The sequence below is a fragment of the Streptomyces sp. RLA123 genome, assembly GCF_056270165.1.
In genome coordinates, this window is the sequence record NZ_JBWDOR010000003.1 from 2,028,127 (window position 1) to 2,040,213 (window position 12,087).

Annotated in this window: 11 protein-coding genes; 8 read left to right on the forward strand and 3 right to left on the reverse strand. The window is 72.0% G+C overall.

Annotation, left to right across the window (positions count from 1 at the left end; all coding sequences use genetic code 11):
* Positions 1-9: 9 nt before the first annotated feature.
* From RV983_RS09185 to RV983_RS09200, 4 genes are all read left to right on the forward strand, one after another.
* The gene (locus tag RV983_RS09185; RefSeq protein ID WP_475990261.1) at positions 10-858 is read left to right on the forward strand and encodes a TIM barrel protein; all 849 of its coding nucleotides are present in this window, start codon (positions 10-12) and stop codon (positions 856-858) included.
* Positions 855-1,796, forward strand: a complete 942-nt coding sequence (locus tag RV983_RS09190) for a 2-hydroxy-3-oxopropionate reductase (protein WP_475985297.1) — start codon at positions 855-857, stop codon at positions 1,794-1,796. The genes RV983_RS09185 and RV983_RS09190 overlap by 4 nt, the downstream gene beginning before the upstream one ends.
* Positions 1,797-2,062: 266 nt before the next feature.
* The gene (locus RV983_RS09195) at positions 2,063-2,791 is read left to right on the forward strand and encodes a hypothetical protein (protein ID WP_475985298.1); all 729 of its coding nucleotides are present in this window, start codon (positions 2,063-2,065) and stop codon (positions 2,789-2,791) included.
* Positions 2,792-2,936: 145 nt separating this feature from the next.
* The gene (locus RV983_RS09200; RefSeq protein WP_475985299.1) at positions 2,937-3,482 is read left to right on the forward strand and encodes an EF-hand domain-containing protein; all 546 of its coding nucleotides are present in this window, start codon (positions 2,937-2,939) and stop codon (positions 3,480-3,482) included.
* A gap of 80 nt (positions 3,483-3,562) precedes the next feature.
* Here RV983_RS09200 and gcl read toward each other — a convergent pair whose 3' ends face one another.
* The gene (gene gcl / locus RV983_RS09205) at positions 3,563-5,350 is read right to left on the reverse strand and encodes a glyoxylate carboligase (RefSeq protein WP_475985300.1); all 1,788 of its coding nucleotides are present in this window, start codon (positions 5,348-5,350) and stop codon (positions 3,563-3,565) included.
* Positions 5,351-5,605: 255 nt separating this feature from the next.
* Between gcl and RV983_RS09210 the strand changes: the two genes are divergently transcribed.
* From RV983_RS09210 to RV983_RS09220, 3 genes are read left to right on the forward strand one after another with little or no spacing between them, the layout of a single operon-like run.
* Positions 5,606-6,382, forward strand: a complete 777-nt coding sequence (locus RV983_RS09210; RefSeq protein WP_475985301.1) for an LppU/SCO3897 family protein — start codon at positions 5,606-5,608, stop codon at positions 6,380-6,382.
* Between the two features lie 19 nt (positions 6,383-6,401).
* Positions 6,402-6,848, forward strand: coding sequence for a hypothetical protein (locus RV983_RS09215; protein ID WP_475985302.1), 447 nt, complete (start codon positions 6,402-6,404; stop codon positions 6,846-6,848).
* 40 nt (positions 6,849-6,888) lie between these two features.
* Positions 6,889-7,449 carry an AAA family ATPase gene (locus tag RV983_RS09220; RefSeq protein WP_475985303.1) on the forward strand — a complete coding sequence of 187 codons (561 nt, stop codon included), beginning with the start codon at positions 6,889-6,891 and terminating at the stop codon, positions 7,447-7,449.
* On the opposite strand, the gene RV983_RS09225 is transcribed toward RV983_RS09220, so the two are convergent.
* Together RV983_RS09225 and RV983_RS09230 are read right to left on the reverse strand one after the other, a co-directional pair.
* Entirely contained in the window at positions 7,436-9,079 is a 1,644-nt protein-coding gene (locus RV983_RS09225; RefSeq protein ID WP_475985304.1) for an AMP-binding protein, read from the reverse strand. The two genes, RV983_RS09220 and RV983_RS09225, sit on opposite strands and share 14 nt — an antisense overlap.
* Positions 9,076-10,752 carry an AMP-binding protein gene (locus RV983_RS09230; protein ID WP_475985305.1) on the reverse strand — a complete coding sequence of 559 codons (1,677 nt, stop codon included), beginning with the start codon at positions 10,750-10,752 and terminating at the stop codon, positions 9,076-9,078. Before RV983_RS09230 ends, RV983_RS09225 begins: the two co-directional genes overlap by 4 nt.
* 93 nt (positions 10,753-10,845) lie before the next feature.
* Between RV983_RS09230 and RV983_RS09235 the strand changes: the two genes are divergently transcribed.
* Complete coding sequence (locus RV983_RS09235; protein WP_475985306.1) at positions 10,846-11,703, forward strand: helix-turn-helix transcriptional regulator; 858 nt, start codon at positions 10,846-10,848, stop codon at positions 11,701-11,703.
* The last annotated feature ends 384 nt before the right edge of the window (positions 11,704-12,087 follow it).

The following is a 12,087-nucleotide window of genomic DNA, read 5'->3' on the forward strand; positions in this document are numbered from 1 at the left end:
GCGCCCGGGATGGGCTTCGACTCCACGCGCTGCGATGTGAACCTCTCGATCCTCTTCACCGAACTCCCGCTCCTGGAGCGTCCGGCCGCCGCCGCGGCCGCGGGCTTCGACGCGGTGGAGCTGTGGTGGCCCTGGCCGGACACACCCACCCCGCCGAAGGCACGGCTCGACGAACTGCGCTCCGCCCTGGAGGACGCGGGCACCCGCCTGGTGGGGCTGAACTTCTACGCGGGGCAACTGCCGGGGCCCGACCGCGGCGCGCTGTCCGTTCCCGGCGAGGAGTCCGCACGCTTCCGGGCCAACATCGACATCGCCGCGGACTTCGCGCGCTCGGCCGGCTGCACGGCCCTCAACGCCCTCTACGGCAACCGGGTCGACGGCTCGGGCGCCGAGGCACAGGACGAACTCGCCCTGGAGAACCTGGTCCGGGCCGCGCACGCCGCCCACCGGGTCGGCGCCACGTTGCTCGTCGAGGCCCTCAACGCCCCGGAATCGCCTCGCTATCCACTGGTCAGCGCGCCCGCCGCCGTCGAGGTCGTCGACAAGGTCAACGCGGAGACCGGCCTCGGCAACGCCAGGTTCCTGCTCGACCTCTACCACCTGTCGATGAACGGCGAGGACCTGCCGGCCGTGATCGACGCCTACGCCGACCGCACCGGCCACGTCCAGATCGCCGACAACCCCGGCCGCGGCGCCCCGGGAACGGGCTCGCTGCCGCTGGCCGGCCTCGTCGACCGCCTGCGCACGGCGGGTTACGACGGCTGGATCGGCCTGGAGTACAAGCCGGGACCCGAGGGGAGCGCCGCCTCCTTCGGCTGGCTCGCCGACGCCGCGCAGCAACCCGAGAGGACATCATGACCACCACGCCCCCGGCCGCCTCCAGCCCCGCGCGGCCCTCCCGCACGGCCCTCCCCCAGGTGGCCTGGATCGGCCTCGGCATCATGGGTTCCCCGATGGCGGAGAACCTGATCAAGGCCGGCTACGCCGTCACCGGCTACACCCTCGAGCAGGACAAGCTGGACCGCCTCGCGGCCGCCGGCGGCACCGCCGCGGGTTCGGTAGCCGAGGCCGTCGAGGACGCCGACGTCATCGTCACGATGGTCCCGGCCTCCCCGCAGGTCGAGGCGATCGCCTACGGCGAGGACGGCGTCCTGGCCCATGCGAAGTCGGGTGCCCTGCTTGTCGACATGTCGTCGATCACGCCGCAGACCTCCATCGACCTGGCCAACGCCGCGGCGGCCAAGGGCATCCGGGTCCTGGACGCCCCGGTCTCCGGTGGCGAGGCGGGGGCGGTCGAAGCCGTGCTGTCCATCATGGTGGGCGGCGCGCAGGCCGACTTCGACGAGGCGCGTCCCCTGTTCGAGGCCCTCGGCAGGACCATCGTCCGGTGCGGTCCGCACGGCGCCGGCCAGACGGTGAAGGCCGCCAACCAGCTGATCGTGGCCGTCAACATCCAGGCCTGCGCCGAGGCCGTGGTCTTCCTGGAGAAGTCGGGCGTCGATCTGGGCGCGGCCCTGGAGGTGCTGGGCGGCGGCCTCGCCGGCTCCACGGTGCTGAACCGCAAGAAGCAGAACTTCCTCCACCGCGAGTTCGCCCCCGGCTTCCGCATCGACCTCCACCACAAGGACATGGGCATCGTCACCGACGCCGCGCGCACCGTCGGCGCCGCCCTGCCGGTCGGCTCCGTCGTCGCCGGCCTCGTGGCCGCACTGCGCACCCAGGGCGACGGCGGCCTCGACCACTCCGCCCTGCTGCGCGGCGTGGAGCGCCTGTCCGGCCTGCCGGTCACCGGCTGACCCGGATTTCCGGGCGGTGGCGTCCGCTTCTGTCCTGTCGCGCCCGACGGACGCCGCCGCCCGGAATCCCTCCCCCGGCCCGGGAGGGGCACGCACCGTCCGCGCCGCCATGAACTTCTGAGGGGTTGCTCTGGCGGCGCGGACACCTGCCCGCGCGTCAACCGGCGCGCGCAGGAGGGCGGGAGAGCTGCGGAAACGGCGTACGGTAGGAGAACATGGAGGGTACGTCCGCCGCCCGGTAAGCACCCGCCCTGGAGTCTCGAACCATGGCAGAGAGCGTGCCCGTGCGCTGCCCGGCCTGCCGCCGGGAGCACACGTACACCGCCCCCGTGTTCCCCTGTGCCTGTGGCACACCCCTGGCGCTGCCGCTGCTGCGCGGCGGTGTTCCGGTGCTGATCCGGCACCGCTCCTGGTCCGACTCCTGGGTGGCCATGCGCTGCCCCGACTGCCACCGCGAGGACCAGTGGCCGCGGCCCGAGCTGGGCTGCGAGTGCGGGGCGACGATCCGGCTGCCGGTGGACACACGGGCACTGCGCACACCGCCTGCCGGGCCCGCCGCCGTCGAGCACCCCGCCGCGCCGGCACCGGAAGCGCCGGGGCAGCGGATCCCCTTCCGGCCGGTGACGATCCGCACCGCGCGGGACGCGCTGACCGCCGCCGCGCAGTATCTGAAGTGGCTCGGCTTCGGCGGTGTGCGGATCGCCTCGGAGCGCGCCGCGAACGGCATCGACCTGCGCGGGGACGGTGTCGTCGCCCAAGTGGACCCCACGACCCGGCCGAGCGTGCTGCGGGATGTGGAGACCCTCTGGCTGAACTGTCTCAACGAGGACGCCTCCGGCGCGTTCTTCTCGCTGGCCGGCTACGCGCACGACGCCCGGCTGCGGGCCGACCAGCTCGGGGTGCCGCTCTTCGTCATGGACCTCACCGGCACCCCGCAGCCCGTGAACGACGCCGCGGACTCCCTCATCCGCACCGGTCCGCGCGCCCGGCCCTGAGGGCAGGGCGCGGCCCGCCCTCACTCTGCCCCCGGCATCACCCTGCGTGGTCACTCGGGTCGCGCGAGCGGCGCTCCCGGGGGAATATCGATAAGTTCCCCTCTCCCGACTTCAGGAGACCCCAGGACTACGTCAGGACGCAGCGATGTCTACCGCCCTCTTGAAGCGCAAGCTCGACATATCCTTCCGCCGCCTGGACACGGACGGCAACGGGTATGCCGAGCGCGCCGACTTGCAGGACGTCGGCGCGCGGCTGATTCACGGCTTCGGCCAGTCCCCCACCTCGCCGAAGGGCAGGTCGGTCGCGGTACGCCTCGACGCCGTCTGGGCGGAACTCGCGGCCTATGCCGACGGCGACCGCGACGGGCGGCTGTCCTCCGAGGAGTACCGCCACGGCATGACCCGGGCCTTCATCGAGGGCCCGGCCTTCGACCCCGTCTTCCATCCCGCCGCCGAGGCGGTCGTCCATCTCTGCGACACCGACGGCGACGGGCAGGTCCAACGCGGGGAGTTCGAGATCCTGCAACGCGCGTTCAGTACCCCGGCCTCCGCGGTCGTCACCGCCTTCGACCGTCTCGACACCGACGGCGACGGCATGGTGAGCACGGCCGAGCTCGTGACGGCGATCCGGGCGTACTACACCGGCACCGATCCCGCGGCCCCCGGCAACTGGCTCTTCGGCCCGCTGTGAGCAGGCAAGCCCGCGCGGAGTGAGGCCGGCCGCCGCACCCGCGCGGACGGGACGCGGCGGCCGGGAACCACGCCGGCGGGTCAGGCGCCGGCGAGCGGGAGGATCTCGGTGGGCGCGTGGCCGGGCTCGGTGGCCGGTTCCTCGAACTCCACCACGTTGCCGATGTCGTTGGTGACGCTCATCGCGATGTTGGTGACGCGCTCCAGGATCGCCTCCACCACCACCGGCACCCGGTGCTCGGCGGCGAGCTTCTTCGCCAGTTCGAAGGCGGCGCCCAGCTCCGCCGGGTCGCTGACCCGCAGAGCCTTGCAGCCCAGGCCCTCCGCGACCTTGACATGATCGACGCCGTAGACGCCCAGTTCGGGCGAGTTGACGTTCTCGAACTCCAGGTTGACCTCGAAGTCGATGTCGAAGGCGCGCTGTGCCTGGCGGATCAGGCCCAGGTAGGCGTTGTTGACCAGGACGTGCACGTACGGGATGCGGTGCTGCGCGCCGACCGCGAGTTCCTCGATCATGAACTGGAAGTCGTAGTCGCCGGAAAGGGCGACCACGGACGCCTCCGGGTCGGCCCTCGCCACGCCGAGGGCCGCGGGGACGGTCCAGCCGAGCGGCCCGGCCTGGCCGCAGTTGATCCAGTGCCGCGGCCGGTAGACGTGCAGCATCTGGGCACCGGCGATCTGGGAGAGCCCGATGGTGGAGACGTACCGGGTCTCGGGGCCGAAAGCCTTGTTCATCTCCTCGTACACCCGCTGCGGCTTCATCGGGATGTCGTCGAAGTGCGTGCGGCGGTGCAGCGTGGCCTTGCGCTCGCGCGCGGACGCGGCCCAGGCGCCGCGGTCCGGCAGCCGCCCCGCGTCCTTCAGCTCGCCGGCGATCCCGACGAAGAGTTCCAGCGCGGCCGCGGCGTCGGAGGTGATGCCGTAGTCGGGGGCGAAGATCCTGCCGATCTGGGTGGGCTCGATGTCGACGTGCACGAAGGTGCGGCCCGCGGTGTACACGTCGATGCGGCCGGTGTGCCGGTTGGCCCAGCGGTTGCCGATGCCCAGCACGAAGTCGGATTCCAGGAACGTCGCGTTGCCGTAGCGGTGCGAGGTCTGCAGGCCCACCATCCCCGCGTTCAGCGGGTGGTCGTCCGCGATGGCGCCCCAACCCATCAGGGTCGGCACGACCGGGGTGCCGGTCAGCTCGGCGAACTCCACGAGCAGGGCGGAGGCGTCGGCGTTGATGACGCCGCCGCCCGCGACGATCAGCGGGCGCTCGGCGGCGTTCAGCATCGCCAGCGCCTTCTCGATCTGCCGCCGGGTGGCGGCCGGCTTCCAGACCGGCAGCGGCTCGTACGTCTCGGGGTCGAACTCGATCTCGGTGAGCTGGACGTCCACCGGCAGGTCGATGAGGACCGGGCCGGGGCGCCCCGAGCGCATCAGGTGGAACGCCTGCTGGAAGACGCCGGGAACCTGCGCGGCCTCCAGCACGGTGGTCGCGGCCTTGGTGACGGGCGCGGCGATGGAGGCGATGTCGACGGCCTGGAAGTCCTCCTTGTGGATCACCGCGGTGGGCGCCTGGCCGGTGATGCACAGGATCGGTATCGAGTCGCCGATGGCCGAGTAGAGGCCGGTGATCATGTCGGTGCCCGCGGGGCCGGAGGTGCCGATGCAGACGCCGATGTTCCCCGGGGCGGTGCGCGTGTAGCCCTCCGCCATGTGGGAGGCCCCCTCGACGTGGCGGGCGAGCGTGTGGGCGATGCCGCCGGAGGCCCTGAGGGCCGCGTAGAAGGGGTTGATCGCGGCGCCGGGCACGCCGAACGCGGCGTCGACGCCCTCCCGCTTGAGGATCTCCACTGCCGCTCGGGCGGCGGTCATTCGAGGCATTCGCTCACTCCTGCGTCGTCCTGCGGTCCAGGTGTCGCGTCCTAGCCATGTTCATTTTTCCGTCATGCGGAAAGATATTTTTGCTATGTGGAACTATATTGAACATAGGGCGTGCCGCGCGCACCGGTCAAGGAGAGGGAGCGCGGATGCAGCCGATATCCGTGGTGGAACACACGTACGGGCCAGTAGGGTGCGGGGGTTCCACATGCGCATCAGCACCGCACCTCAGCACCACAGATCCCGGGGGGGACCTCCGTGACCACACCGATGCCGCCCGCGCCACAGCCCGAGCCGCAGACCCAGCCGCAGTCCGACGCGCAGCGGCCGCCGTCGCTCTACCCGCCGCAATGGCCGTACCTGCCGCAGAAGTCGCTGAGCGTGGACGTACCGGGCTACGGCCCCTCCTGCGGCTTCTGCGGCTCGGTGCCGGCGGCGGCCGCCACCTTCCGGGGGCACCAGGGCATGGTCGTCCTCATGCGGCGGCTGAAGATCAGGGGCACGTTCTGCCGGTCCTGCGGCCTCGCCGCGCACCGCAAGATGACCGGCGACAGCCTGGTGCAGGGCTGGTGGGGCGCTCCCTCGATGGTGATCAACCCCATCACCATGCTGCTCAATCTGCCGCAGTGGGCGAAGGTCAAGCGGCTCGGCGAGCCCGTCCCCGGCGCCCCGCGCAGGCCCGCCGATCCCGGCAGACCGCTCTTCCTGCGTCCGGTCGCCCTCGGCCTGCTCATCCCGTTCGCGATCGTGGCGGGGCTCTGGTACTTCCTCCACGACGACCCCGAGTTCGCCGCGGTCGGCGACTGCGTGCACGCCGACGGCGACGCGCTCTTCCCCGACGTCTCGGTCGTCGACTGCGGTTCCGCCAAGGCCCAGTTCAAGGTCGTCGGACGCTTCGAGGACACCGGCGACACCAGCCTCTGCGGCGCCTACCCCAGCAGCGTGGCCGCCTACTACGAGAAGCACGGGTCCACCCGGTACGTCCTGTGCCTGGTCAGGAACAACGGCGATGGCTCCCCGAGCAGCGACGTCTGAAGCACGCCGGAGGTCACAGGTGCGCGGGACGAGGCGGGCTGCGGTCGCGGCGATGGCGGCGGCCGCGGTGTGGGGTACGGCCGGCGACGCGGCGATCGCGGAGAAACCGATGACCAGAGCGGCGGTCACGGCGGAGCTGTCCGCAGTCGTGGACGAGGCGGACGCCGCGCCCGACAGGCAGATCGCCATGGCCATGCTGGTCGCCGGGACCGGCAGGAACGGCCGGCCGCTGCGACAGGACTGCCTGATCACGCATGCCGCGGGACCGGTGGAGCCACCCGGTGCCGCCGCCCGCGTCCGAGCGGCGCTGCGCCGGCACGGCTGGCGGCGACTCGAGCGCGCACGGGACCGGTCGGCGACCTCCGTCACCTTCGCCAAGCGGGGCTGGACACTCACGGTCAGCGCGGGGAGCTGGCCCGGGGAACAGGACGCGTACGACGTCATCGCCGTCCTCGATCGCTGCTGACGCACGGCCAGGCCCTTGCGGGCACTGCCATGATGTCCGCATGGGCGGGATCATCTGGCTGAACGGGACCTTCGGCGCGGGCAAGACCACGACCTCCGCGGAGCTGTGCCGCGTACTGCCGGGGGCGCACGTCTTCGACACCGAACACGTCGGGTTCATGCTCCGGCACGTACTCGCAGAGGCCGCGCCCGTGCGCGACTTCCAGGAGTGGCCGCCGTGGCGCACGCTGGCCGTGGAGTCGATCGCGCAGGTGCAGCGCTTCCTCGGCGGTCCGCTGATCGTGCCGCAGACCGTGATCGTGGAGGCCTACTGGGCCGAGGTCCAGGGCGGCCTGGCCCGACGCGGCCTGCCCGTGCGGCACTTCGTGCTGCACGCCGACAGCGCGGTCCTGACCCGGCGCATCGAGCAGGACACCGTCGAGACCGGCGCCCGGCAGTGGCGGCTGGACCACCTCGCGGAATACGAGGCGGCCCTGCCGTGGCTGCGCGGGGCGGGCACCGTGGTGGACACCACCGGCGTACCGCCGCGCGAAGTGGCGCGCCGGATCGCGGAGGCGGCGGCAGACACGACGGACGTTGCCGCGGACATCACCGCGGGCTGAAGGACTCCCGCAGTTCGATCTTGCGCACCTTGCCGCTCACGGTCATCGGGAAGGACTCCATGATCCGCAGATGGCGGGGCACCTTGTAGTGCGCCAGCCGGCCGCGGCAGTAGTCGGCGAGATCCTGGACGGTGAGCGCGTCGGCCTGGTCCTTGAGGATGACGCAGGCGAGGATCTCCTCGCCGTAGCGCTCGTCGGGGACGCCGACCACCTGCACGTCGGCGATCTTGGGGTGCCCGTACAGGAACTCCTCGATCTCGCGCGGATAGACGTTCTCGCCGCCGCGGATGATCATGTCCTTGATGCGGCCGACGATCTGCAGGTAGCCGTCCTCGCGCATCACCGCGAGGTCGCCGGTGTGCATCCAGCGGCCCGCGTCGATCGCTTCTGCGGTCTTCCCGGGCTCGTCCCAGTAACCGAGCATCACCGAGTACCCGCGGGTGCACAGTTCGCCCGCCACGCCGCGCGGGACGGTCACACCGCCCGGATCGACGACCTTGACCTCGGTGTGCGGCAGGACCCTGCCGACCGTGCCCGTCCGGCGTTCCAGGTCGTCGTCGCGGCGGGTCTGGCAGGAGACCGGCGACGTCTCGGTCATGCCGTAGCAGATGGCGACCTCGGCCATGTGCATCTCGGCGACGACCCGCTTCATGACCTCGACCGGGCACGGCGAGCCGGCCATGATGCCGGTGCGCAGCGAGGACAGGTCGTAGGTCGCGAAGCCGGGCAGGTTGAGCTCGGCGATGAACATCGTCGGCACCCCGTACAGCGAGGTGCAGCGCTCCTGCTCCACCGCCCGCAGCGTGGCCGCCGGGTCGAAGGTGGGCGCCGGTATGACGATGCAGGCGCCGTGCGAGGTGATGCCGAGGTTTCCCATCACCATGCCGAAGCAGTGGTAGAACGGCACCGGCAGGCAGACCCGGTCCTGTTCGGTGTAGGCGACCAGTTCCCCCACGAAGAAGCCGTTGTTGAGGATGTTGTGGTGCGAGAGCGTGGCGCCCTTGGGGAAGCCGGTCGTGCCGGAGGTGTACTGGATGTTGACCGGGTCGTCGCAGGACAGTTCGGCGGCGCGCTCGGCCAGTTGCCCGTACGGCACATGGGCACCGGCCGCCACGAGCGCGTCCCAGGTGGGGTCGCCGATGTACACGACCTCGCTCAGCGACCGGCACTCCGGGCGGACCCGGTCGACCATGGCCCGGTAGTCGCTGTCCTTGTACGCCATCGAGGAGACCAGGACCTCGATGCCGGCCTGATTGAGGACGTAGGCCAGTTCGTGCACCCGGTACGCCGGGTTGATGTTGACCATGATCGCGCCGATGCGGGCGGTGGCGTACTGGACCAGCACCCACTCCGGGCAGTTGACCGCCCAGATCCCGACCCGGTCGCCCTTGCCCACGCCCTTGGCGAGCAGGCCGCGCGCCACGTCGTCCACGGCGGCCGAGAACCGCGCGTACGTCCAGCGGCGGCCGCTGACCACATCGACCAGCGCCTCGCGGTCCGGCCAGGCGGCCACGGCGCGGTCGAGGTTGCGGCCGATGGTGTCGCCGAGCAACGGGGTGGTGCCGGTACCGGAGGCGTAGGAGGGTTCCACGGGCCGCTCGGCCTCCAGCGGTGCCACGGGTGGGGTCATGTGTGGTCCTCCTCGCGGTACTCGGTGCCGGTGGTGCCCTCGGCGGTGTGCTGTCGCAGCTCGATGCGGCGGATCTTGCCGGAGACGGTCTTGGGCAGGTCGGCGAACTCCAGGACGCGCACCCGCTTGTACGGGGCCAGCACCTCCCGCGAGTGCGCGAAGAGCGCGGCCGCGGTCTGCGCGCCCGGCTCCCAGCCCTCGGCGAGGACGACGTACGCCTTCGGCACGGCCAGCCGCAGCGGATCGGGCGACGGGACGACGGCCGCCTCGGCGACGGCGTCGTGCTCCAGCAGGGCGCTCTCCAGCTCGAACGGGCTGATCTTGTAGTCGGATGCCTTGAAGACGTCGTCCGAGCGCCCCACGTACGTGATGTAGCCGTCGGCGTCGCGCGAGCCGATGTCGCCGGTGCGGTAGTAACCGCCGGCCATCGCCTCGGCGGTCCGCTCCGGGTCCCCGGCGTAGCCGGTCATCAGGCCGACCGGGCGCGCGGACAGGTCCAGGCAGATCTCGCCCTCGTCGCCGGGCTTTGCGGTGACGGGGTCCACCAGCTCCACCACGTACCCCGGGCTCGGGCGGCCCATCGACCCCGGCTTGAGCGGCTGGCCGGGCGGGTTGGCGACCTGGACGGCGGTCTCGGTCTGGCCGAAGCCGTCCCGGATGGTGAGCCCCCAGGCGCGCCGCACGTGCTCGATGACCTCGGGGTTCAGCGGCTCACCCGCGGCGACGACCTCCCGCGGCGGGGTGCGCAGCTCGGTCAGGTCGGCCTGGATCAGCATGCGCCAGACGGTCGGCGGGGCGCAGAAGCTGGTGACGCCGGCCCGGTCCATCTCGGCCATGAGGCGGCCCGCGTCGAAGCGCGTGTAGTTGTGGATGAAGACGGTCGCCTCGGCGCTCCACGGCGCGAACAGGTTGGACCAGGCGTGCTTGGCCCAGCCCGGCGAGGAGATGTTGAGGTGGACGTCGCCGGGGCGCAGGCCGATCCAGTACATGGTGGCCAGGTGGCCCACGGGGTAGGACAGGTGGGTGTGCTCGACGAGTTTGGGCCTGGCGGTGGTGCCCGAGGTGAAGTAGAGCATCAGGGGCTCGTCGGCACGGGTCTCGCCGTCCGGCGTGAAGTCCGCGGGGGCGCCGGCCGCGTCCTCGTAGGCGAGCCAGCCGTCGGGCGCGCCGCCGACCGCGATCCGGGTGTACTCGCCCGGCACGGTGTCGAACTTGGCGGTGTCCGCGGAGCGGACGATCACATGGCGGGCCTGCCCGCGCTCCACGCGGTCGGTCAGGTCGGCCGGCCCGAGCAGGGGTGTGGCCGGGATGACCACGGCGCGCAGCTTCATGGCGGCCAGCGCGGTCTCCCACAACTCGGCCTGGTTGCCGAGCATGACGACGATCCGGTCGCCGGCCCGCACGCCCCACTCGCGCAGCCGGCCGGCCACCCGGTTCGAGCGTTCGGACATGGCGGCGAACGAGACCACGGTCTCGGAGCCGTCCTCCTCGACGATGTGCAGTGCCGGGCGGTCGTTGCCCTCGGCGATCACGTCGAACCACTCGAGCGCCCAGTTGAAGTGCTCGGGCCGCGGCCAGCGGAAGCCCTCGTATGCCGTCTTGTAGTCCTCCCGGTGGCGCAGCAGGAAGTCCCGGGCCGACCGGAACTCGTCTGTCCGGCTGGTTGCCGCCATGTGTCCTCCTTATTGCCTGCCCCCTCAGTAGCATCCTGTGGTGAGCGACAGAGCTCTCACTACCCCCGATCGGGGGTGAAGGAGCGCGGGGAGATGCCGGGAAGCGGGACGGGAACGGGCGAGGCGGCCGAGCTGCGGGCGGCGCTGCTGCGGATGCGGCACGCCAGCGGGCTGCCGGTGGCCTTCGGCGGGCTGCTCCCCGATCCCCGTGAACTGCGGATATCCGAGCTGTCCGGCACCGCCACCGCTTCCCTGCAGGGGCTCGCCGTCACCCTTGGCAACGGCCTGGGCGGAAAGACCATCGCGCTCGGCCGGCCGCTGGCGGTCACCGACTACGGCGCCTCCCGGGTGATCAGCCACGAGTACGACGGCGCCGTGGCCGCCGAGGGGCTGCGCTCGGTGCTCGCGGTGCCGGTGGTGGTACGCCGCCGGGTGCGCGGTGTGCTGTACGGCGCGCTGCGCCACCCGACCGCGCTCGGCGACCGCCCGGTCAGTGCCGCCGTCGAGGCGGCCCGTGAACTGGAGCACCGGCTCGTGGTGCGCGACGAGGCCGAGCGCCTGCTGTCCACGTGCCGCCAGCCGACGGCGGGCGACCCGGCGGCGTGGGAGGAGGTCCGCGAGGCGCATGGGGAGCTGCGCGCCCTCGCCCACCGCGTCACCGATCCCCTGCTGCGCCAGGAACTGCTCGCCGCCTGCGGCCGGCTGGCCACCGCGTCGCTCGCGTCGGCCGCCCCGCCCGACCTCGGCGCCCGGCCCATGCCGCTGTCCGCCCGCGAGATCGACGTCCTGGCCTGCGTCGCCGGCGGCGCCACCAACATTGCGGCGGCCGAGCGGCTGGGGGTGCGCCCGGAGACCGTCAAGAGCTATTTGCGCTCCGCCATGCGCAAGCTCGGCGCGCACAGTCGTCTGGAGGCGGTGGTCACGGCCCGCCGGGCGGGGCTGCTGCCGTAGCCTCCGCGCCGTGGAGCGGTGGCAGATCCGTGGCCGCCGCTGGAGGCGTGGCGGCGGCCACGGCATGGGCGGGGCTGACGCTCCGTCACCATTCCCTCTGCGACGATCGGCCACGGGACACCGCCGGGGCGCCGCGACACGTCGCCGTGCGTCAAGCCCGCCCGTATGGCGCAGTGCGCGGGCCGCCGGGAAGCGGTGACGTCGGCGTAGTGCGTCGAGGACATCCGCCGGGCGCCGGGGGATACGGAAAGGGTGTCAGGACGGAGCGGTTCTCGGCTTTTTCCTGACTTGGTCCCTCATCACCGGATATAAATCCTGCGCCACAGGGATATTCCGCATAGCGGACAATCACTAAACTCTGCCAGCCACGGACCTGTCGGGATT